The organism is Spirosoma sp. KUDC1026 (assembly GCF_013375035.1).
Classification (GTDB): Bacteria; Bacteroidota; Bacteroidia; order Cytophagales; family Spirosomataceae; genus Spirosoma.
The window spans coordinates 414,086-436,920 of record NZ_CP056032.1 but is presented as its reverse complement, the minus strand read 5'-3'; the positions used below and the strand labels follow the sequence as shown (position 1 = coordinate 436,920).

General features: G+C 50.3%; 19 protein-coding genes. 1 reads left to right on the top strand and 18 read right to left on the bottom strand.

All coding sequences use genetic code 11. The annotated features are described in order from the left end of the window. Nucleotides 1-52: 52 nt before the first annotated feature. From HU175_RS01815 to ilvD, 10 genes are all read right to left on the bottom strand, one after another. On the bottom strand, nucleotides 53-913 hold the full coding sequence (locus HU175_RS01815; RefSeq protein WP_176564965.1) for a helix-turn-helix transcriptional regulator: 861 nt from the start codon (nucleotides 911-913) through the stop codon (nucleotides 53-55). A gap of 41 nt (nucleotides 914-954) precedes the next feature. Next, nucleotides 955-1,038, bottom strand: a complete 84-nt coding sequence (locus HU175_RS25060) for a HepT-like ribonuclease domain-containing protein (protein WP_410528608.1) — start codon at nucleotides 1,036-1,038, stop codon at nucleotides 955-957. Between the two features lie 196 nt (nucleotides 1,039-1,234). Further along, nucleotides 1,235-1,552 carry a nucleotidyltransferase family protein gene (locus tag HU175_RS01805; RefSeq protein WP_176564963.1) on the bottom strand — a complete coding sequence of 106 codons (318 nt, stop codon included), beginning with the start codon at nucleotides 1,550-1,552 and terminating at the stop codon, nucleotides 1,235-1,237. A 27-nt stretch (nucleotides 1,553-1,579) separates the two neighbouring features. Next, nucleotides 1,580-2,845: a threonine ammonia-lyase IlvA gene (gene ilvA, locus HU175_RS01800; RefSeq protein ID WP_176564962.1), complete on the bottom strand. Its 1,266-nt coding sequence runs from the start codon at nucleotides 2,843-2,845 to the stop codon at nucleotides 1,580-1,582. Between the two features lie 66 nt (nucleotides 2,846-2,911). Further along, the gene (locus tag HU175_RS01795; protein ID WP_228724287.1) at nucleotides 2,912-3,988 is read right to left on the bottom strand and encodes a glycoside hydrolase family 43 protein; all 1,077 of its coding nucleotides are present in this window, start codon (nucleotides 3,986-3,988) and stop codon (nucleotides 2,912-2,914) included. A 104-nt stretch (nucleotides 3,989-4,092) separates the two neighbouring features. Continuing rightward, nucleotides 4,093-6,897, bottom strand: a complete 2,805-nt coding sequence (locus HU175_RS01790) for a bifunctional aconitate hydratase 2/2-methylisocitrate dehydratase (RefSeq protein ID WP_176564961.1) — start codon at nucleotides 6,895-6,897, stop codon at nucleotides 4,093-4,095. 298 nt (nucleotides 6,898-7,195) lie between these two features. Continuing rightward, nucleotides 7,196-8,239, bottom strand: a complete 1,044-nt coding sequence (gene ilvC / locus HU175_RS01785) for a ketol-acid reductoisomerase (protein ID WP_176564960.1) — start codon at nucleotides 8,237-8,239, stop codon at nucleotides 7,196-7,198. A 39-nt stretch (nucleotides 8,240-8,278) separates the two neighbouring features. After that, nucleotides 8,279-8,812 (bottom strand): acetolactate synthase small subunit, encoded by a 534-nt coding sequence (gene ilvN / locus HU175_RS01780; protein ID WP_176564959.1) that lies wholly within the window; start codon nucleotides 8,810-8,812, stop codon nucleotides 8,279-8,281. Beyond that, a complete protein-coding gene (ilvB, locus tag HU175_RS01775) occupies nucleotides 8,809-10,554 on the bottom strand; it encodes a biosynthetic-type acetolactate synthase large subunit (protein WP_176564958.1) in 1,746 nt (581 codons plus the stop codon). Before ilvB ends, ilvN begins: the two co-directional genes overlap by 4 nt. A 54-nt stretch (nucleotides 10,555-10,608) precedes the next feature. Next, entirely contained in the window at nucleotides 10,609-12,309 is a 1,701-nt protein-coding gene (gene ilvD, locus HU175_RS01770) for a dihydroxy-acid dehydratase (protein ID WP_176564957.1), read from the bottom strand. 201 nt (nucleotides 12,310-12,510) lie between these two features. Between ilvD and murQ the strand changes: the two genes are divergently transcribed. Then, the gene (murQ, locus tag HU175_RS01765; protein WP_176564956.1) at nucleotides 12,511-13,326 is read left to right on the top strand and encodes an N-acetylmuramic acid 6-phosphate etherase; all 816 of its coding nucleotides are present in this window, start codon (nucleotides 12,511-12,513) and stop codon (nucleotides 13,324-13,326) included. A gap of 18 nt (nucleotides 13,327-13,344) precedes the next feature. Here the strand turns inward: murQ and HU175_RS01760 are convergent, their stop codons facing one another. The 8 genes from HU175_RS01760 to HU175_RS01725 form a co-directional block, all read right to left on the bottom strand. Beyond that, nucleotides 13,345-14,559: an AGE family epimerase/isomerase gene (locus HU175_RS01760; protein WP_176564955.1), complete on the bottom strand. Its 1,215-nt coding sequence runs from the start codon at nucleotides 14,557-14,559 to the stop codon at nucleotides 13,345-13,347. Nucleotides 14,560-14,658: 99 nt separating this feature from the next. Further along, the gene (gene lon / locus HU175_RS01755; RefSeq protein ID WP_176564954.1) at nucleotides 14,659-17,163 is read right to left on the bottom strand and encodes an endopeptidase La; all 2,505 of its coding nucleotides are present in this window, start codon (nucleotides 17,161-17,163) and stop codon (nucleotides 14,659-14,661) included. Between the two features lie 181 nt (nucleotides 17,164-17,344). Further along, the gene (locus HU175_RS01750; RefSeq protein WP_228724286.1) at nucleotides 17,345-17,836 is read right to left on the bottom strand and encodes a DUF6702 family protein; all 492 of its coding nucleotides are present in this window, start codon (nucleotides 17,834-17,836) and stop codon (nucleotides 17,345-17,347) included. A gap of 19 nt (nucleotides 17,837-17,855) precedes the next feature. After that, nucleotides 17,856-19,172 carry an RIP metalloprotease RseP gene (gene rseP, locus HU175_RS01745; RefSeq protein ID WP_176564953.1) on the bottom strand — a complete coding sequence of 439 codons (1,317 nt, stop codon included), beginning with the start codon at nucleotides 19,170-19,172 and terminating at the stop codon, nucleotides 17,856-17,858. 180 nt (nucleotides 19,173-19,352) lie between these two features. Then, a complete protein-coding gene (locus HU175_RS01740; protein WP_176564952.1) occupies nucleotides 19,353-20,525 on the bottom strand; it encodes a 1-deoxy-D-xylulose-5-phosphate reductoisomerase in 1,173 nt (390 codons plus the stop codon). Next, nucleotides 20,522-20,953 carry a DUF86 domain-containing protein gene (locus HU175_RS01735; RefSeq protein ID WP_176564951.1) on the bottom strand — a complete coding sequence of 144 codons (432 nt, stop codon included), beginning with the start codon at nucleotides 20,951-20,953 and terminating at the stop codon, nucleotides 20,522-20,524. The genes HU175_RS01740 and HU175_RS01735 overlap by 4 nt, the downstream gene beginning before the upstream one ends. Then, nucleotides 20,946-21,257 carry a nucleotidyltransferase family protein gene (locus HU175_RS01730; protein WP_176564950.1) on the bottom strand — a complete coding sequence of 104 codons (312 nt, stop codon included), beginning with the start codon at nucleotides 21,255-21,257 and terminating at the stop codon, nucleotides 20,946-20,948. The genes HU175_RS01735 and HU175_RS01730 overlap by 8 nt, the downstream gene beginning before the upstream one ends. Nucleotides 21,258-21,260: 3 nt before the next feature. Beyond that, entirely contained in the window at nucleotides 21,261-22,763 is a 1,503-nt protein-coding gene (locus tag HU175_RS01725) for a GH3 auxin-responsive promoter family protein (RefSeq protein WP_176564949.1), read from the bottom strand. Between the last annotated feature and the right edge of the window lie 72 nt (nucleotides 22,764-22,835).

The window sequence follows — 22,835 nt, the reverse complement described above, 5'->3', positions numbered from 1 at the left end:
TAGCGACAAATATTAACTGAGAATAGGTTGTATTACATCGTCACCAGATAGATCAGACTGCCTGTTTCGGCGTGAGTCCGTATTGGGCTTTGTAAGCTTTGATGAAGTGCGATACGCTTTCGTAGCCAATTTCCATGCTTACTTCCGATACGTTCTTATCGGTATTGCGTAGCAGAAAATGTGCGTGCTCCAGTCGTTTTCGACGGATCCAGTTACCGGGAGACGTATGAAAATGATCTTCAAAATCCCGTTTAAACGCCGATAAACTTCTGCCGGACAGGCGGGCCAGTTCATTCATCGACAACGGCTTGAGAAAGTACGCACTCATTAGAAAATCCAAGTCGATTTTCTGCCCCTGGTAGATGTGCAGCAGTATGGCCCGCAACTGCCCGGCGGTATCCAGTTCGAGCAGATGCAGCAGCAATTCCTGAAACTTAAGCTGCAGCAGCTCATTCAAATAAGGCGTCTGCGCACCGAAATACGTTAGCAATGAGTCAATGAACGTAGTGAACGTAGGGGAAGACGAAAACGACAGAATCAGGTCGGCGAAGGGCGTTGGACTTGGCTGCTGAAAAATGGGGAGATGCTGGCTGACGAATTCTTTCAACAGGCGCTCGTTGAAGAAAAAGACCAGACTTCGGTAATTATTATCGATCGACTCGTTCATCGAGTAGCAGCCCCGCTGAAAAAACAAAATGTCGCCCTTACGTACGTGTAATTCCTGCGTGGGTGAGCTGAACTTCTTTTCGCCTTTCAGCACAACGATGACCGCGTGTTCCTCAAAGAATATCTCGTTTCGTTCGGGGTAAACGTCGCTACGGTAAGCCACAAAGGTCATTTCCGACGCGTCCGTCCGGCGGATGCTGAGGGATTGAAATTGGTTGGGCTCGATGGAGGAGGGAACGCGAAGCATGAGTGATTAGAACCTACCTAGTTCTTGTTTAATAATGAAATCTATATATGGATTTCCTTCTGAATTGCGTCCCACATTAACTCGTAATCAATTCCCCAGTAATGATGAATAAGCTTGTCTCTCATTCCTGCAAACCCTGCCAATCGAACTCGGGATGATGGTACCGTACTTCATCAGGAACGTTCTTGCAGGCTTCACCAATAACTTCAAAGCTTCTAATAAAGGCCTTGCTAATAAAAGGTTGTTTTAAAATTCTTCGTAAGTAATTCCTTTAGAGTGTTTAAAATATAAGCTAACTCGCTTTGTATGTGCAGAAGAAATTCAATAAGTAAGGGGCGCATATTCAATTTCTTTTTCGGCCTGACGTTTTACAAACGATGCCATACCTTCCCAGGTAAGCAATTCTACCTCACGACCCATTAGCCTTTCCGGGTAATAGACCATATTGATGTAATTCCGAAAAGTCTTTTTACTATCCTCAAATTCTACTACAAAATCAATATCGCTTTTCTCGGTCTGATCACCCCTTACAAATGATCCAAATAGACCCAGCCGAGCCGTACCAAATAGTTTTAAAGCCGACTGGTGCGACTGAATGCGTTCAAAAGCCTGTTGTTTATTCTGTACTGCAGAAGTCATTCGTCAAACAAGTTTGAGCTGTTAAATCTACACTAGAAACTGGAATAGATCGGGCTGATCGTTCAGGTATTCGTAAACGATACTCTGGTCGTTCATCCGCTGAATGAGCGGCTCGAAATCTTCCCGGTTTTTTAACTCAATCCCTACCACGGCCGGCCCCGTTTCGCGATTGGTTTTCTTCACGTATTCAAAGCGGCTGATATCATCGTTAGGCCCTAATACGTTCAGAAACTCCCGGAATGCGCCGGAGCGCTGCGGAAACCGGATGATGAAATAGTGTTTGAGTCCTTCGTAGAGCAAAGACCGCTCTTTGATCTCTTCTGTCCGGGTGATGTCGTTATTACCGCCACTAACCAGACAGACAACGTTTTTACCTTTGATTTCATCCTTGATCAGGTCAAGAGCTGCAATCGTCAGGGCGCCGGCTGGCTCGGCCACAATGGCCTCTTCGTCGTACAGTTTCAGGATGGTCGTGCAGACTTTCCCCTCCGGAATCAGCAGAATGCGATCAAGGTTCTGGCGGCATACCTCGAACGTAATATCGCCCGGGCGTTTGACCGCAGCTCCATCGACAAATTTATCAATCTTATCGAGCGCTACGACATGGCCTTCATCCAGGGATGCTTTCATTGAAGGAGCCCCCAGCGGCTCGACGCCAATCAGTTTTGTTTTAGGACTGAGTTGTTTAAAAACGGTCGATACACCAGCCGCCAAGCCACCACCGCCAATCGCCATCAGCAGGTAATCGATCTTACCGCTGGCATCCTTGAAGATCTCCAGACCAACTGTACCCTGGCCTTCAATAACCTGCAGATCATCGAAGGGGTGAACAAACGTACTATTGTTACGCTGGCTGAACTCAATGGCTGCGTAGAAAGCATCATCGAACGTATCGCCGGTCAGAACAACGTCGATAAACTCTTTGCCGAACAATTTTACCTGCTTCACCTTCTGACTCGGTGTGGTGGAGGGCATGAAAATGGTGCCATGAACAGCCATCTTCCGGCAGGCGTAGGCAACGCCCTGGGCATGGTTGCCGGCGCTGGCACACACGACCCCCTGCTCCAGCGCTTCGGCGGGCAGGCTCGCCATTTTGTTGTAGGCTCCCCGAATTTTATAGGACCGAACGATCTGCAAGTCTTCCCGTTTAATGTAAACGTTCGCGTTGTAGCGATCCGACAGATTGAGATTTTCCTGAAGGGGCGTCCGGACAGCTACGCCCTGCAGACGCTCGGCGGCCAGGTAAATATTATCAAGATCGGGCGCGAGCCCTATTTGGTCAGTATCAGTCACGAGGATAAAGCTAAGTACACAAAATTACGAAAAGTCAGCGGGCCAGGAGCTAACAGGGTAGTTGTCTTAATTCTGCCCCGGATAGGTCTTGATCAACGCGCTGGCTTCCTCCGCGGTTAGTTGCGAAACGCAGCCATGCCGGGCTTCCGGCGGGAAATTTACGTTCTCCTCAACGGTCCAGTGGAGCAGGTCCGGCGAAGACGATGCGCCAAAGCGATCTGTCATGCAGTAATCATATAACAGAAGCCAGCCCGGTTTAACGGGGTCTTTCATAACAGTAGGGCCTTCAGTAATGACCGGAACGATCTGCCCGTTGTTCAGATAGCCATCAACAATGCGGTAGGGGCCTTCCAGATGCTTGGACGTAGCTACGCGAATAGCCCTGCGTTCGCCGGTTTTGGCGCCGAATACCTCCTCTTTATGAAAGAGATAATACGTATCTCCCTGTTTCAGCAACGTACCATCGATGACGGAGTAAGGAGGGGCAAAGAGGACTTTGGCGGGGGTGAAGGTCTTCCAGTCGCGCGTTCTGCTATACCAGAGCCGACTTTCTTTCCAGCCCGCATCCATGAAGGAAGAGGACCAGAACAGGACATACTCACCCGTTTTGTCGTCATAGAACCATTCGGGCGCCCAGATATTCCGGGCTAAAGCACCTGTGTCGTTCCGTACGTCTTTCATTAGGGGAAGCGACCCTTCTTCCTGCCAGTGAATGAGGTCTTTTGACGTAACATACAGGCAGCTGGGACCTACTTTCTCCCGGTCGAGACCCTTTCCACCTCCGGTCGACAGGATTCGCCAAAGCCCATCGGGGCCACGCCGAACGTACGGATCGCGGATATGATGGTCCCAGACCGGTTTGTTATCATTCAACGGCGTCCAATGGCGGCCATCCGTAGAGAGCGCTATGTGCAGCTTATTGATCAGCATAGGGTTTGCCAGCGGCACCTCAACGACCTTTCCCGTTGCATCAATCTCAACGCGGGTCGGATAGCGCTGCCGGAAATACGTCAGCATCCAGACGGGCTTATCCTTTTGAATAGTGAATGTCCCGCCTGGATTGGCAGGAGTTTCCCCCCGTCTGGGCTGGGCCGCAACTCCTGCGTAAATAAATAGCAACACAAACCCAAACGCCACTCTCATAACGATCTCTTTTAGTACTACCCGAAAACCAAAGATAGAAAAAAGCGTCAGGCAAAGCTCGAAGCTTTCCCTGACGCTTTTTTCTTGATAAACAACGAAGAAAGCTAGAAAGAGACCAGATCAGAGCTGGAAGCGCTCGTCGTCATTTTTTTAATTGGTGGTGAAAACTGCGTTAGTTTGATACCTCTAACGGCCGCTTTATACTCGTCAATGGTAGGGGTTCTGCCAAGAACGGAAGAAAGAACAACCACGGGGGTCGAGGCCAGTAAGGACTCGCCTTTCTTACGGTCTGAATCTTTCACCACGCGGCCCTGGAACAAACGAGTAGAGGTCGCCATTACGGTATCGCCCTTCGCGGCTTTTTCCTGGTTTCCCATACACAAGTTACAGCCGGGCCGCTCCAGATACAGGATGTTTTCATATTCGGTACGGGCCGCCGTTTTAGGTGCAGCATCGTCGAATTCAAAACCAGAGTACTTTTGCAGCACATCCCAGTCGCCTTCTTCTTTCAGTTCAGCGATGATATTGTAGGTAGGCGCTGCCACGACTAAAGGCGCCTGGAACTCAACTTTTCCGTATTGTTCTTCCAGGTTTTTCAGCATCCTGGAAACAATCTTAATATCGCCCTTATGGACCATGCAGGAGCCAACAAAACCGAGGTCAACATGTTTCTCTCCGCTATAGTACGTAAGATCGCGAATCGTGTCGTGCGTGTATCGCTTGGAGGCATCCGCGTTATTTACGTCAGGGTCAGCAATCATCGGCTCATCAATGACATCCAAGTCGACCACAAATTCCGCGTAGTATTTCGCGTTCTCATCAGGCGTCAATGGTGGTTTTTCCCCTGATCTGATTTCCTCAATTCGCTGGTTGGCTTTGTCGATAAGGCCCTGAAGGACCTGCTGCTCATTATCCATGCCCTTTTCGATCATAATCCGGATGCGGTCTTTCGCGATCTCCAATGATTCGATGAGGGTATCCGGCTGGGAAATGCAAATAGACGCTTTGGCTTTCATTTCGGCCGTCCAGTCGGTGAAAGTGAAGGCCTGATCGGAAAGCAACGTACCGATATGTACTTCGATCACACGTCCCTGGAATACATTCTCTCCGTTAAACGCCTTCAGCATCTGTAGTTGGGTAGCATGGACCACATCGCGGAAATCCAGGTGATCGTTCATTTTGCCTTTGAACGTCACTTTTACTGATTCTGGAATGGGCATGGATGCTTCACCAGTGGCCAACGCGAGCGCCACCGTACCGGAGTCGGCCCCGAACGCAACCCCTTTGGACATCCGGGTGTGGGAGTCACCACCAATAATGATCGCCCAGTCGTCGACCGTGATGTCATTTAGAACCTTGTGAATTACATCGGTCATCGAATGGTAGACACCTTTCGGGTCCCGGGCCGTGATAAGACCGAAGTCATTCATAAAGCGCATCAGCTTGGGAATGTTCTGCTGCGATTTGCTATCCCAAACCGAGGCCGTATGGCAACCCGACTGGTAACCGGCATCTACGATAGGAGAAATTACCGTTGCCGCCATTGACTCCAGTTCCTGCGCCGTCATCAGACCCGTTGTATCCTGAGAACCAACAATATTTACCTTGACACGGACGTAAGAACCGGCATGTAACGTAGCACCAGAGGTACCAACCGCATTCCTATTGAAGATTTTTTCTACGGCAGTAAGCCCTTGTCCCGGATTCGAAATTTCCTTGGATGGGGCAAACACGGCCGGAGCCGTAATACCTAAAGTCTTGGCCGCAAACGTCTGTAGCTTTTTACCGAATTCGATGGAGTAAGACCCACCGGCTTTCATGAATTCGATCTTCTGGGGAGTGAACGCCGAACTAATATCCATGACCTCCTGGCCATCTTTATACAGCTTCTTGGTTTTCGTGTTAACAGTCAGGATAGTTCCGGTGTCTATCGAATAGGTTTGCTCTAAAACAGGCTGACCGTCGGCATCGACTACCAGTTTACCGTTTTCATCGAACTTTTTGACCCAGTTTTTAAGGTCCAGACCAATACCGCCTGTTACGCCAACGGTCGTTAAAAAGATCGGGGAGATACCGTTGGTTCCGGCAACCACCGGAGCAATGTTAACGAAAGGCACGAAAGGGCTGGCTTGTTTACCAATCCACAGCGCTACGTTGTTTACCCCCGACATCCGCGAAGAACCCACACCCATCGTGCCTTTTTCGGCTACCAGCATAACCCGCTTATCCGGGTGTTGTTCTTTCAGTTCTTTGAGGGCCTGTTGCTGAGCTTTGTTGTGCTCAAACATGCATTGGCCATGCAGTTCACGGTCTGACCGGGAGTGCGCATCACTGCCCGGAGAAAGCAAGTCGGTTGAAATATCACCGATTCCTGCCACGAACGTGACTAATTCAATCTCTTCCGGAATATTGGGTAATTTGGTGTAGAATTCAGCTTTGGCATAGCTTTCAAGAATGTCCTTGGCAATCGGGTTACCACTTTTGTAGGCCTGCGCCAACCGATTAGTATCGGCTTCGTAGAGGAAAACCTGGGTTTTCAGCACCTCTGCCGCGTTTTTTGCGATCGTCTCCTCATCGCCCAGGGCAAGGTCCAGCAGCACCTCAATGGAAGGCCCTCCTTTCATGTGGGATAACTGATCAAACGCAAAAGCGGGCGGAATCTCAGGGACTATAGACTCACCAAGAATGATCTCCTTCAAAAACTTTGCTTTTACCCGAGCTGCGTTTGTAGTGCCTGGTAGTACGTTATAAATAAAGAAATTGAGCGAGTCTTGCCGGTGCTCATGGTCTCCATCTTTGATTTGTGCAATAACCTCATACATCAGTTCTGCGCCATCAATCGGCAATGGATGAAGTCCCTGAGTTTCTCTATCTACAATCTGTTTTTGATACTCGCTATATGTACTCATAAATCAATCTTAGTGCAATGAGGGTTAATACAATTGCCCAAATTTACAAACTTAGCCAGTTCGCTAAGCGAATTATATTGGCGTTGCAGATTCAATACGTTGTCTCCTCGGCTGATTGTTGGCTAAAAACAACCAGCTACCTAGTGTTCGGAGAAATTTCTGGGGGTTTTGCAGGCGGAGGACATTCGTCAACACTCGGTGTAGTATTCGCTTACAAAAGGGGACAAATGCAGTATCGGGTAGTAGCTGGCCTGTTGGCTGCTCTCTACCCGATTTCGTAGCAATATATGAAGGATGTTTAGCTCCGTTCCGGACGTAGCGAACGAACGGCTTTGCCAGCTTGCCACATTTCAGACTCACGCAGTTCAGCCAATTCAACTTCCAGTTTCTCGCGGTAATCAGGCTGCGAGTTGCGGGTAATGCTGATTTCGGCCTGCTCCTGCGATTTTACCGAGTTGTACAGTTGTTCGAAAACGGGTTTGGTCGCATCACGGAACGGTTTCCACCAATCCAGCGCACCCCGTTGTGCCGTGGTTGAGCAGTTGGCGTACATCCAATCCATACCGTTTTCGGCAACCAGTGGCATCAGCGATTGGGTCAGTTCTTCAACTGTCTCGTTAAACGCTTCTGATGGGCTGTGGCCATTAGAACGGAGCACTTCGTATTGAGCCGCGAAAATACCCTGAATGGCGCCCATCAGCGTACCGCGTTCGCCGGTCAGGTCAGAGGTTACTTCTTTGTAGAAATCTGTTTCGAACAGGTAGCCCGAACCTACGCCGATCCCCATAGCGATGGCTTTGGTACGTGCTTCGCCCGATGCGTCCTGGTAGACGGCGAAGCTTGAGTTCAGCCCTTTGCCTTCTACGAACATCCGGCGCAGCGACGTCCCCGATCCTTTCGGCGCAACGAGGAATACGTCAACGTCGGCGGGAGGAACGATACCCGTTTTCTCTTTGTAGGTTACACCGAAACCGTGCGAGAAGTACAGCGACTTGCCTGGTTTCAGGGCTGCTTTAACGGTTGGCCACAGCTCGATTTGAGCAGCATCGGAGAGCAGGAAGCAGATGATGGTACCTTTTTCCAGCGCTTCTTCGATTTCGAAAAGCGTTTCGCCCGGAACCCAGCCATCAGCTACGGCTTTGTCGTAGGTTTTGCCTTTCCGCTGACCAACAATGACGTTGAAGCCATTGTCGCGCATATTCAGCGACTGGCCGGGACCCTGTACACCGTAGCCGATAACGGCGATGGTTTCATTGGCCAGCACTTCGCGGGCTTTCTCCAGTGGGAATTCTTCCCGGGTAACAACTTGCTCTTCTACTCCTCCGAAATTAATCGTTGCCATGTTTAATTGATTTTGGGTACTCGTATTTAGGGTAATGCGTTACAGATAATAAGCCCATTCGGCTTCGGGTAGGTACTCGACCAGCCCTTTTTCCGTCTTGCCGACGGCAACCCGTCCGGAGCGGACAAATTCCAGGATTTCGTATTGCTTCAGGTACTCAAAGAAGCCAAAAATATCGTCCTCGCTACCGGTTTTCTCAATGACTACGTAATCAAGTCCCCAGTATACCACCCAGGCCTTGTACTGTTTATTGATCGTTTCAACGTCCAGTGATTTCGCACCTAGGGGGGTAGCGATCTTAAAAAGGGCGATCTCGTTAAAAACGATCTCATCGTTGAGGTAGCCGAAGACAGCCATTACCTCCACAATTTTCCGGATCTGTCGAACCAGCTTCTCGACCTCTTCCCGCGATTCGCTTTTGATAACAATTGTAAAACGCGATACGCCTTTCCGCTCCGTTTCCGATACGGTCAGGCTTTCGATGTTAAGCCGCCGGCGGGTAAAGATGATCGTGATGCGGTTTAGCAGCCCGATCGTGTTCTGGGTAAATATGCAGATTGTGTAGGTGATCATGACAGTCGGATCTGGGATACGGTAGCACCAGCCGGTACCATGGGAAATACGTTTTCTTCTTTCTCGACGATGACCTCCAGCAGGAACGGTCCTTCGTGTGCCAGCATCGTATCCAGCGCACCGGACAGATTCTCACGGCCGTCGCAGGTCATGCCGTCCATACCAAACCCTTTTGCAATCGTGATGAAATCGGGGTTTTGCAGTTCAACGAACGAGTACCGACGCTCGTGAAAAAGCTGCTGCCATTGCCGAACCATGCCCAGAAAATTGTTATTCAGGATGATGATCTTAACGGGTTGTTTGTTCTGCACAATCGTACCCAGTTCTTGGATTGTCATCTGGAAACAACCATCACCGATGATGGCGACTACATCGCGGTCAGGTGCGCCAACTTGAGCACCGAACGCTGCGGGCAAGGCAAAGCCCATTGTACCCATGCCTCCCGACGTAACGAGGCTGTTGGGCCGGCGGAACTGGTAGTACCGGGAGGCCATCATCTGGTGCTGACCAACGTCGGTAACCAGAATAGCTTCGCCTTTGGTCTTCTGCGAGAGCGTGTCGATTACTTCTGCCATCCGGATTTTGCCTTCGGGATTTGTGAGGGCGGGTAACGTAATGGTATCGTGCTCGATCGTATCAAATTTCCGGAACTCATTTCGCCAGACAGTATGATCATTGGCATAAACCAACGGAAGTAAAGCTTGTAGCGCTTCCTTGGCATCACCAACAACCGGCGCATCGGCCCGGATAATTTTATCAATTTCTGACGGATCAATCTCTATATGAACGATTTTCGCCTGTTTGATGTACCGGCTGGCATCTCCCGTAACCCGGTCGTCGAAACGCATACCAATGGCGATAATAACATCGGCTTCATCCGTCATTACGTTGGCCCCGTAATTACCGTGCATGCCCAGCCAGCCGACATAGAGCGGGTGATCGGTCGAAATAGTCGACTGTCCCAGCAACGTAGTGGCTACCGGGATACCCGTTTTTTCCGCAAAGGCAATCAACTCTTGTTCCGCATGGGCGATCTGCACCCCGTGTCCTGCGAAAATATAAGGCCGTTTGGCGTTGTTAATCAGTTTGGCCGCGGCTTCAATCTGTTCCTTTTTAGGCGTCAGACGAGGCCGGTAGCTAACAAGCGACTGGCAGCATTCGTACTCGAATGGCTGGGTCATCAGTTCCAGCTGAGCGCTCTTGGTGATATCGATCAGCACCGGACCCGGACGCCCGGATTTGGCAATGTAAAACGCTTTTGAAATAATCTCCGGAACCTCATCGGCAGACGTGATCTGGTAGTTCCATTTTGTGATCGGCATCGTTACGCCCATGATATCGGCTTCCTGAAACGCATCGGTACCTAGTAATCGTTTCGCCACCTGGCCAACCAGACAAACGATAGGCGTTGAATCGATCAGGGCATCGGCAATACCCGTTACCAGGTTCGTAGCGCCGGGACCGGACGTAGCAAGACACACCCCGACGCGACCGGAAACGCGAGCATAGCCTTCGGCTGCATGGGAGGCACCCTGCTCATGCCGGACCAGAATGTGATTAATCTGCTCCTGGTAGTCATAAAGAGCATCGTACACTGGCATAATAGCCCCACCGGGATAGCCGAAGATCGTGTCAACTCCTTCGGCTATGAGCGCTTTCATGAGCGCCTGGGAGCCATTGATTAAGACCGGAGTTTGGATACTCTCCTGAGTGTCTGTGATAGGGCTGGCGATTGCTTCCATAACAGTTGGAGTTGGTTGTAAAGCGTTCAGTTTGTTGTTTGTAATGTCAATGAATTAGTCTTCGTCAGTAACGCAGCCTTCGCTGGCCGATTTTACGCTCCGGATATACTTGCCGAGAACGCCTTTGGTGAAACGGGGTTTGGGTTGTACCCATTCGCTGCGCCGTTGCTCCATTTCTTCGTCGGAGATGTGCAGGGTCATTTCCCGGCCAACGGCATCGATGGTAATCAAATCGCCGTCTTTAACCAGGGCGATCGGTCCGCCTTCGAACGCTTCGGGTGTTACGTGCCCAACGACGAATCCGTGCGTACCGCCAGAGAAACGTCCGTCAGTGATCAGCGCTACTTTATCGCCCAGACCGGCCCCGATAATGGCGGAGGTTGGTTTCAGCATTTCGCTCATACCCGGACCACCCTTCGGCCCCGCATTACGGATAACAATAACTTGACCCGGAAGAATTTCACCTTTTGACAAAGCTTCGATCACTTCTCCTTCGTGTTCGCAAACTTTAGCAGGTCCTTCGAAGCGTTCGCCTTCTTTGCCCGTGATTTTTGCAACCGAACCCGTTGGTGATAGATTACCCCGCAGAATCTGGATATGCCCCGTTTTCTTGATCGGATTCGTTAGCGGGAAGACAATTGATTGGTTATTGAAATCTAGTGTTGAGACATCGGCGAGGTTCTCGGCTACCGTTTTACCCGTTACGGTCAGGCACTCACCATGAATCATACCCTGCTCATACAGGTATTTCATCACGGCAGGTACGCCACCAATGGCCAGCATATCCTCCATGTAATATTTGCCGCTGGGTTTCAGGTCGGCTAGGAGCGGTGTGCGGTCGCTGATTTCCTGAATGTCGTCTAGTGTCAGCGGAATGCCAGCCGCGCGCGAGATAGCCAGGTAGTGCAGGACAGCATTTGTTGAGCCGCCCAGTGCCATAACGATCGTCAGGGCGTTTTCCAGCGATTTCCGGGTGATGATGTCGGCTGGCGTAATGTTACGTTCCAGCAACAGGCGCATGGCGGCACCAATTTTTTTACATTCTTCCTGCTTGCCTTCGTGCGTGGCGGGGTAGGTACTGCTTAACGGTAGACTCAAACCCAGTGCTTCGATGCTACTAGCCATCGTGTTGGCTGTGTACATACCTCCGCAGGCCCCAGGACCAGGAATGGCGTTCTGAACAACGCCGTTAAAATCTTCGTCGGAAATGTTCCCGGCGTAACGCTTTCCCAGCGCTTCAAATGCCGAAACGATATCCAGTTTCTGTCCTTTATAATGACCCGACCGGATTGTTCCCCCGTACACCATGATGCCGGGGCGCTCAAGCCGCGCCATAGCCATAATAGCGCCGGGCATGTTTTTGTCGCAACCAACTACCGTAACAACTCCGTCATACCACTGAGCCGCAACGACCGACTCAATAGAATCCGCAATCAGGTCCCGGCTGGGTAGCGAATAACGCATGCCGTCATTACCATTCGTCATGCCGTCGGAAACCCCGATCGTATTGAAGATAAGCCCTACCAGATCGTTAGCTTGAATTCCCTGCTTCACATAAACAGACAGGCCATTCAGGTGCATGTTACAAGGGTTTCCCTCGTAGCCAGTGCTGGCAATACCAATCTGAGGTTTCTTAAGGTCGTCGGTTGTCAGTCCGATACCATACAACATGGCCTGCGCAGCCGGATTGCTTACTTCCTGGGTCAGCGTAGCGCTGTATCTGTTGAGCTGGGTACTTGTCTCCTCGGCAATCATAATTTCTTTATTAGCGAAATTTCGCTGATAGTGTAATGACGCTGTAAAGAAACACGGAGTTGCTGCCGAAAGCAAGCATTTTTTGAAAAAAATGGTGGGAAATCGGCACATATAAATGCAAGAAGAACCACCGACTAGGATTTATTTGCCTTCGTTAAAGTCTATGTACTTTTGTTATAGATATCTGATCACCGAAGCGCTATGATAACCGAAACTCCCTCGCATTACGATCATCTGGAGCAAATGCCCGTTCACGAGCTGCTGACCTCTATTAATAACGAAGACAAAACCGTGCCGCTGGCTGTAGAAAAAGCCATTCCTCAGATAGAGGCTTTAGTAACGGAAATCGTTACCCGAATGCAGCAGGGGGGACGCTTGTTCTATATTGGCGCGGGTACCAGTGGTCGGTTGGGCGTGGTCGATGCGTCCGAATGTCCACCAACGTATGGCGTACCGTTTGACCTTGTTGTGGGGATCATTGCCGGTGGCGATGGAGCAATCCGAAAAGCGGTTGAGTTTGCGGAGGACGATGCCGAACAGGCCTGGAAAGATATTATGCCTTATAACCCAACGGATCTGGATACGGTGATTGGCATTGCCGCTTCCGGCCGAACGCCTTACGTAATTGGGGGATTGAATCAGGCGCGGGAGGCTGGTCTGCTGACGGGTTGCGTGGTCTGTAATCCTGGCTCGGCGGTGGCACAGGCGGCCGAATTTCCGGTTGAGGTGGTTACGGGGCCGGAGTTTGTAACGGGTAGCACTCGCATGAAGGCCGGTACCGCCCAGAAACTGGTTCTGAACATGATTTCGACCTCCGTGATGATTCAGCTTGGCAAAGTGAAAGGGAACAAGATGGTTGATATGCAGTTGACAAACATCAAGCTGCAGGACCGGGCAGCCAAGATGGTCATGAGCGAAATCAACGTGAGCCGCGAAATGGCGGAAGGATTACTGGCTAAATACGGCAACGTACGCAACGCGGTCGACGGCTTTACCAACGAAAGGCAGTCCAACTAGTCGAAAGTATTGACTGGCTTAGGTCCCGAACCGGGAAAACGGCCTGGACTGACGAACCTGCTTACAGGTTGTCAGCGTCTGGGCCGTTTCGGCCAGACACTTGATCTGGGAATAGAAACCAAGGTCAGACGTAGCTTTAGTCGGCAGAGCTGGTTGGGCGTTATGATCGACTACCTGATGCCAGCCAACATGCTGTACGTCCGGAAAATGCTGAAAGGTATATTCGTGTACCCGCTTGAACCACTTAAGGCAATCTTGATTTGCCGTTTGCGTATATCCTTTTATCAACGCCGAAAGGGCCTCAAGCTGTATCCAGGCCCATTTGTATTGAGTACCGATTTCCGGAGCTGGCTGGTTCTTGAAGTCGACATACGTGTTTAGTCCACCGGTCGATTCACTCCAGGCCAGCTCGCAGATGTGCAGGCACCAGTCTACTACCTGCGTTGCCAGTTTGCGATTTGCGGCAACGGATTGATAATCAGTTTTACACAGATCGAGTAGGTAACTGGCCGTCTGACAGATGAGGCCTACGTTTAACCGGCGCCCCTTGGGAGTATTGACGAAGCCGCCGTCTGACAACACATAATTACGTAGCAGGCCCGTTCGTCGGTCCAGAAATGTGTGTAACAGCGTATCCATCGCCTGCTGAACGTCTTCTTTCCAGACATCTTCGGCGAGCAGCGATTTCATCTCCAGTGTCACCTTCAGCTGAGCCGTTGCTTCCTCCAGCCACCGACCATCCCGAAAGCCACCCGGCGCTGACTCCAAACGAGCAGACTGCCAGCGGTTACGTAATCCGGTGTAGAGTTGTTTCGCCAGCATAGCCCACTCGTCCTCGCTGGTGGCGCGATAAAGCTCGGTATAGGCCAGGGCCGTAAACGAGTCGGGTAGCCCGTTAAGGGCCGGTGCTACCGGACGCCCCCGCCGGTCCAGCTCGGCGTAGCAAGCCAGTGTCTGATCGTGGGCAAACTGACTTAAGAACTCGGCTCCATAACGGGCGTGGCTCAGCCATCCTGGCTGTGCGTCGAGGGTATTATACAGCCAAGCAAACGCCCAGACCTGCTGGGCCTGCAACGCAACGGACTTATCGCTTTCAATAACCTCGCCCGTTGCGGTCAGCGTATCGAAATAACCACCGCACAGCTCGTCTCGGCTGTGATTTAGCCCAAACGGAACCACCTGACGCAGCAGCGCCTGCTGATAGTCGGCCGAGAGTTTGGGAAAGTCGAGCATAGGCGTAACTATAAAAACGCGGATTCAGTCATCTACTACTCAAAACGAATTGCTTCGCCCTGATCGGTAAATTTTCTGAATCCGCGTTTCTGAATTTGATTAATAGACGCGCTCGGCTTCGCGCTGTTCTTTCCGATGCATTGACTCCTCGTCGGGTAGCACAAACTTCATCGGTTTGCCTACCTGACCGGGCAGAAGTGCTGCTTCTATCACCTGATCGACGGTATCGACGTAGTGGAACGAGAGATTCTTAATGTAAGCCTGGTTGATCTCTTCGATATCCTTCCGGTTTTTTGAGCACAAAACGATTTCCCGGATTCCCGCCCGGTTAGCTGCCAGAATCTTTTCTTTGATACCACCAACGGGTAGCACTTTGCCACGTAGCGTGATTTCTCCGGTCATCGCCAAGTAAGTCTTAACTTTCCGCTGCGTATAAATCGAGGCCATCGATGTTAGCATCGTAATTCCCGCAGACGGGCCATCTTTAGGCACAGCACCGGCCGGAATGTGAATGTGCAGGTCGTAATAGCTAAAGATACGGTAGTCGATTCCCAGGTCATCGGCATGCGCTTTCAGGTACGACAATGCCGTTACGGCCGATTCTTTCATGACGTCGCCCAGTTGACCGGACAATGTTAGAACGCCTTTGCCCCGGCTCAAGCTCGACTCAATCAGCAGAATTTCTCCGCCCACCTGTGTCCAGGCCAGCCCCGTAACGATACCAGCGATATCATCCTCGGCATAGAGTTCCTTGTCGAAAATCTCGGCGCCCAGCATTTTGGGGATGTCGGAGGCTTTAATTGTGTGGTTGTATTCCTCATCCATCGCAATGGATTTGGCCACTTTTCGAATCGTCGTGCCTATTTTCTGCTCCAGATTCCGAACGCCCGACTCACGGGTATAGCCCTCGATGATCCGCAATACAGCTTTGTCTTCAAACTGAAGATCCTTAGTTTTCAGGCCGTGATCTTTCCGTTGCTTGGGAATCAGGTATTTTTTGCTGATCTGTACTTTCTCTTCGACGGTATACCCTGTAATATCAATAATTTCCATCCGGTCGCGCAGAGCGGGGTGGATGGTATCGAGTGAGTTTGCCGTAGCAATGAACAGTACCCGCGACAGATCGAACTCCGTTTCGAGGTAGTTGTCCATAAACGTCGAGTTCTGCTCGGGGTCTAGTACTTCCAGCAGTGCCGACGATGGGTCACCCCGAAAGTCCGAGCTTACCTTATCAATCTCATCCAGAATGAACACCGGGTTGGCGGTACCGCATTTGCGGATGTTTTGAATGATCTTACCCGGCATAGCGCCGATATACGTTTTGCGGTGGCCCCGAATTTCGGCTTCGTCATGCACACCACCCAGCGCCATCCGGCTATATTTCCGGCCTAGTGCCTTGGCAATGGATTTCCCCAGCGAGGTTTTACCCACCCCTGGAGGACCATATAGGCAAAGGATTGGGGCCTTCATATCGTTCTTCAGCTTCAGGACGGCCAAGTACTCGATGATTCGTTCCTTTACCTTGTCTAGACCAAAGTGATCGGCATCCAGAATTTTCTGGGCCCGTTTCAGATCGAAGTTATCCTTCGTGAATTCGTTCCAGGGCAGGTCTACCATCAGTTCGATATAATTCATCGTAACCGGGTATTCCGGTGCCATCGGATTGATGCGTTGCAGCTTATTCAGCTCCTTATCAAAATGAGCCCGCACCTCCGGCGACCACTTCTTGCGGTCGGCTTTCATGCGTAGTTCATCTAGGTCCCGGTCGGGAGCATCAATACCCAGCTCGTCCTGCAGAACCTTCATCTGCTGACGCAGGTAGTAATCGCGCTGTTGCTGATCGAGATCTGACGAAGCTTTCGACTGAATTTCCCGCTTCAGTTCCAGCAGCTGTACTTCACGGAGCATATACTCCAGCAGAAGGTTCGCCTGCTGACTGCCATCAACCGTTTCCAGCAGTCGCTGCTTATCGGCCACATCGGCGCTAAGGTTCGACGACAGGAAATGCAGCAGGAAGGTCGGGCTTTCAATATTATCGAGCGCGATACGGGCTTCCTGTGGAATTTCGGGATTCAGGCGAAGCGTTTTATACGCAGCATCTTTCAGTGACTGAAGCAGCGCTTTACCTTCCTTTTTGTTAACGTTCGGGAAACTATCGTCAATCTGGCGTACCTGCGCCGTCAGATACGGTTCTTCCTGCGTAATCTGTTCAATTTCGAACCGCTTTTTTCCCTGAATAATAATCGTAATATTGCCATCGGGCAGCGTAATCATTTTAATGATGTATGCTACCGTGCCGAACTGGTATAAATCGTCTGCCGTAGGCTCATCTTTCTGCTGATTCAGCTGAGCTACCACGCCGATAATGCGGTTGCCTTTGTAGGCTTTTTTGACCAACCGGATTGATTTGGCCCGACCAACCGTAACGGGAATAACCATGCCAGGAAACAATACGGTGTTACGAACCGGAAGGATAGGCAGGTTGGCTGGTAATTCGTAATCTTCATCTATACCCTCTGGCGACCCTAATGGTACAATCTCCAGATTGTCCGAATCGAAATCTGCCAGTAATAAACGGGTTGCTAAATCTTTGTCTAAACTCATAAGAACTCTGCCAAACTGACAGCTTTCAAGGCATTGTGGGAATTAAATGTATTGAGGGGCAAGGAGATATAGTAGGCGCAAGACCCATGCCAGTCTTACTAGAGATGCCGTAAAGCGAGTTTACGTCTGGTTAATACAAAATAACAGCCCCTGGCACTTTATGGCTAAATAAATTTATTATTTAGAGCGAAATAGCCTGAATTGGCTGGTTCTTTCGGAAGACAAACGTTTTCTTCTGTCCCTGGTATTGTAGATTTACCATATTAACCTGGTCGTCGAACATCTCCATCAGTACGTTCTGGCGCATTACTCCGCCTTGGAACGGTTCGTTGTAGGGCATTTCCAGGTAAATCCAGTTAGCGTCGTCTTCTACTTCGTGACCAACGTAATTGAAAGGCTTTACCTGTCGCTGAGGATTCAGGTAGGTAAAATGAGCACGAACATATTTTTCCAGCAGATCGTCATTTTTTATTTTCGATGACATATCTACCGCTTTTCCAGTCTCTTTCGTCAGTGTCTTTTCCAGATCGTCGGTGAAGATGCGAATGCTGATTTCAAACGCCTTTTCCTGCGGATTGTACTGCATCTGCGTAACGCTGGCGTGAAAGTCATGAAGCGTCAGCGGCCGACTGCCCATCAGGCAACCGGCCACTGCTATAAAAACAACCGACAAAAGACTGTGTTGTCTCAACTTAAAAAACAGCTTTGAATACATCATTAAAAATCGCAAAGGCCATCAGCCCCAGCAAAATGACCATACCCACCCGTTGAGCTCCTTCCAGAAACCGATCGGATGGCTTGCGGCCTGAAATGATTTCGTACCCTAGGATCGTAGCGTGGCCACCATCCAGGGCGGGAATTGGCAGGGCGTTCATGAAAGCAAGAGCCATCGACAGCAGGCCCGTTACGGTCCAGAAACGATCCCAGACCCAGATGCCGCCAAACAGGTTCTGCGCAATGCCAATCGGACCGCTCAAGGCCTTAGAAGCCGACACTTCACCCCGGAAAATCTTGCCAAAGCCTTTAATGTTGTCATATACAACGCTGAACGCTTTCTCGGTACCAATGGAAATTGCCTGTCCAAAGGTGTAATCTTCTTTCGTCACGGGGAGCAGAAATTCCGCGTAGAAACCAATCGTACCGTCTTCGGTAGTCGTCAGGTTTAGTGACTTGGCCTGCCCGTTACGATTGATACCAAGTGTGATGGGTTTGTTTTTCAATGGTTTCACCAGGTCGACGAACTCGTGGTAGAACCGAACGGGCTTGCCGTTGACACTCGTAATCACATCACCCGCTTCTAGGCCGGCTTTGTCCGCTGGCTGCCCCGGTGCTACTTCTCGAACTTTGAAAGGCTCGACGGGATCGATAAATTGACCTGCGTTTTTCTTATCAGCCAGTTTGTCGATGAAATCGTTGGGAATATCAATATCGATCAGCTTACCATTCCGCTCGACGGTGTAGGTGCTGTTATCGCCCAGAATGACATCAGAACCCCGGATTTCATTAAAATCAGTGATTGTCCGGCCATTGACTTTAACGATTTTGTCTCCTGTCTGAAGACCAATACTTTTGGCCAGATCATAAGCCACAATACCGTATTTTGCGTCTTTTGCCGCCAGGTACGTATTGCCGTTTTTGTAGGCCAGCACGACGAAGATCAGGATGCCCACGATAACGTTGACAATGATACCGCCGAGCATAACAATGAGCCGTTGCCAGGCTGGTTTCGCTCGAAATTCGTAGGGGAGTGGTTCGGTATTCGTATGAGTCGTATCAAGCGACTCGTCGATCATCCCCGAAATCTTGACAAAGCCGCCAAGCGGGATCGCGCCCACGCCGTATTCCGTTTCGCCACGTTTGAAACTCCAGATTTTTGGTGGAAAACCAATATAATATTGTTCCACCCGCATGCCGAACGCCTTGGCCGCCAGCAAGTGGCCTAACTCATGTAATCCTACCAGAATGGACAGACCCAGAATGAGCTGTCCGGCCATAACTAAAACTTCCATTTACTACTGACCTGTGATATGCGCTGCTAAGCGAATGAATGAATGTACGGACGCCGGGTTATTTTGACCGACGGTTGAACAGCCGGAGCACAAGGAAGCCCAATGCGAGACCAACGATAAACCAAACCCAGTAGTCCATGTACTTAAAAACGTTAAGGATGTCTCCTCTTGTACAAACAGTTATACCAAACTTTTAATTCGCTCCGTAGCCAGCTGGCGGGTTGCCTCGTCGGTGCTCACGTAGTCCTCATAGCCAGGTGTCTGCACAAACGGAACCGAATGTAGGCAAGTCTCAATAATTTCGGAAATATCGAGGAAGCCAATCTGATCGTGCAGGAAGGCCTCGACGGCTATTTCGTTGGCTGCGTTGATGATACAGGGAGCGTTTCCGCCCTGCGCCAGCGCATCAAAAGCCAGTTGCAGGTTGCGGAAAGTTTTCAGATCCGGCTGCTCAAATGTCAGGGACGGGTAATCCAGGAAATTGAAACGGGGAAAGTCAGATTTCAGTCGGTTGGGGTAACCCAGCGCAAACTGAATGGGTAGTCGCATATCGGGCAGCCCCATCTGCGCTTTCAGGCTACCATCTTCAAACTGAACCAGCGAGTGAATGATACTTTGGGGATGAACGATCACGTCAATTTGCTCCGGCGTCAGACCGAAGAGCCATTTGGCCTCGATTACTTCCAGGCCCTTATTCATCAGAGTAGCCGAGTCGATGGTAATTTTAGCACCCATCGTCCAGTTAGGATGCTTGAGCGCCTGGGCCTTCGTTACGTTTGCCAGAAACTCCCGCGATTTTCCCCGAAACGGTCCACCCGACGCCGTCAGAATGATCTTTTCGATCGGGTTGTGAAACTCGCCAACCAGACACTGGAAAATAGCCGAATGCTCTGAATCGACCGGGAAAATATTGACGCCTTTCTGAGCCGCCAACTGAGTAATCAGTTCACCGGCTACAACCAGCGTTTCTTTATTGGCCAGAGCAATCGCCTTACCGGCTTCAATCGCTTTGATTGTAGGCAGCAGGCCCGCGTAGCCAACCATAGCCGTCAGCACAATGTCGACGGTATCCATTTGCACAACCGAAGCAATGGCATTGATGCCGGAATACACTTTGATGCCCAGCGGGTCCAGCGCCGAAAAAACCTGGTCGTAGCGATCGCCATTGCAGATAACCACTACGTTAGGTTTCAGCTCGACCGCCTGCTGAATGAGCAGCTCGGCATTATTATTCGTCGTGAGGACCTCAACCTGAAACTGGTCGGGATGAGCTTTTACTACCTCAACGGCCTGCGTTCCAATGGAGCCGGTTGAGCCAAGTATGGCGATATGGCGTTTTTTTATATCAGTCATTTAAGTTTGGTGCGCAGGTACTGAATGTGCTGGTAGTAAGGAGAGTCAAGAGCTTCTGCAAGCGCTCCGTCTTCATAATCCACACTGTCAATCATATGGATCAGCGCTTCTTTTAATTTGGTGAGGCTATAGCGGCTGGTTTGATAAACCAGTTCTTTATCTACTCCTCTGTAATCATGCGCTAAATAATTACGCTTACCAGCCATCTGCTGCCATGCAATATCGGAATAGATATTTTTAAGCCCTTTATCAATCTTTTTAGACTCTTCTCCAACGACTAACAGTAAGCCCCAAGCAGCGTTAAAATTCAGCTGATCGTTTGCCCAAGCAAATTCTGTTGCATCGTTGAAACCGTCACTATATAAGAAGATCTTTTCGATACATTCGAGTAGCGTACTGATGTACGTAAGATTACGATTGCTAAACATAAATTACATCCTTGCGCATGTAGTAGCTGATGAAAGGGTTCATGACTTTATCGTTTACCAGATCCAGCTTCTGCCCTAGGTTTCTTCTTAATACTCGATAAAGACGTTCGCGAGCAGGCAGGTCCAAAAAACGGCCATCCTGCAAATGATATACCAGGTCAATGTCGCTCTTTTCATTCTGCTCATTACGAGCGAAGCTACCATATAGTCCAATCCGTTCAATACCAAATTCGTTACGTAGCCGCTCCTGATTGGCGCGTAACGTTTCCAGAATGTAATCTCGAGTAATGGCAGTAGCTTTCATCAGCTATACAGATTGATTAACCTCCAACAATCCCTCCGCAATGTTGCGGTCATTCGCCAGGCGGGGCACCTTGTTCTGGCCGCCCAGCTTTCCCTGCGATTTCATATACCGCTGGAATGACCCGCGCGACAGACTGGTCAGCTTCAATGGTTGCAAGATAGAACCTGTAATCAGATCGTCGTAATAGACGTTCAGTTTCGCTAAGCGCTCGTCGAGGTGCTTTCCGAAAGACGTTACGTCGTTCGGGGGCGTTGCAAACTCGATCAGCCACTCATGGTAGGGTAACCCTTCGGCCGGGCTCACCATCGGGGCCACTGTGAACTCAACGACTTCTGTTTCCGGATGTTGCTGCATGGCGTACTGCAAGGCTTTCTCCACTTCTTCGCCAATGACGTGCTCGCCGAAGGCCGAAATAAAGTGTTTAATACGTCCTGTTACCAGCAGACGGTACGGTTCGCGCGATACAAACTTGACCGTATCGCCCAGCGAGTAGCCCCACAAGCCCGCATTGTTGTTAATAATGACCGCGTAGTTTTTTCCGAGTTCAACCTCATCAATGGTTAGTCGGCGTGGGTTTTCGGAGAAATACTCGTCGGCAGCGATGAACTCGAAAAAGATACCGCTGTCCAGTAGAAGCAGCAAGCCTTCCTGATCCTGGGTATCCTGAAAAGCAATGAAGCCTTCGGAGGCTGGATACGTTTCAATGGAGTCGACTCGTTTGCCAATGCTCTCAAACAGCTTGGCGCGGTAAGGCTCAAAGTTTACCCCACCATACACGAAGACCGAAAAATCCGGGAAAACGTCTTTAATCAATTTGCCGGTACGTTCCTGAATCCGGTCGAAATACATCTGTACCCAGGGGGGAATTCCCGAGATCAGCGACATCGGCTGCGTCAGCGTTTCGTCGATAATCCGTTCCAGTTTGGTTTCCCAATCGTCGATAACGTTTGTCTCGTAGCTGGGGAGCTGATTCGTCCGCAGGTAGGCGGGTACGTGGTGGTTCGCAATACCTGACAATCGGCCGATGTTAATACCCGTCTTCTGCGTCAGTTCGGGACTGCCCGATAAAAAAATCAGTTTCTTATCCAGAAACCCACTGTTGCCGGTCTGGTGGATATAATTCAGCAGCGCGTCGCGGGCAGAATTGATATGATTTGGAATCGAGTCGCGGGTAATGGGAATGTATTTCGTCCCTGACGTAGTGCCCGAGGTTTTGGCAAAGTAAAGCGGCTTGCCTTTCCAGAGCACGTTTTCGTCACCGGCCAGAATCTGTTCGATGTATGGTTTCAGGCCTTCGTAATCTCTGATGGGCACCGCCTGTCGAAATTCGTCAACCGTCTGAACCTCATGCAACTGGTGATCCCGGCCAAAAACAGTGTGCTTTCCACCAGCAATTAATTGCTGAAGCCAGCGTTGCTGTGTTTGAGCAGGCGCATACATCCAGGTTTGTTGCCGCTCAACAACCCACTTGGCTAATGGCTTACTTACGACCGAGCGAATTCCCATAGTGGCACAAAGGTATAAGTTTCGCCGTTAACCCGTATGGCCTGAAGTTTTTGATGACAGAAGGTATTTTCT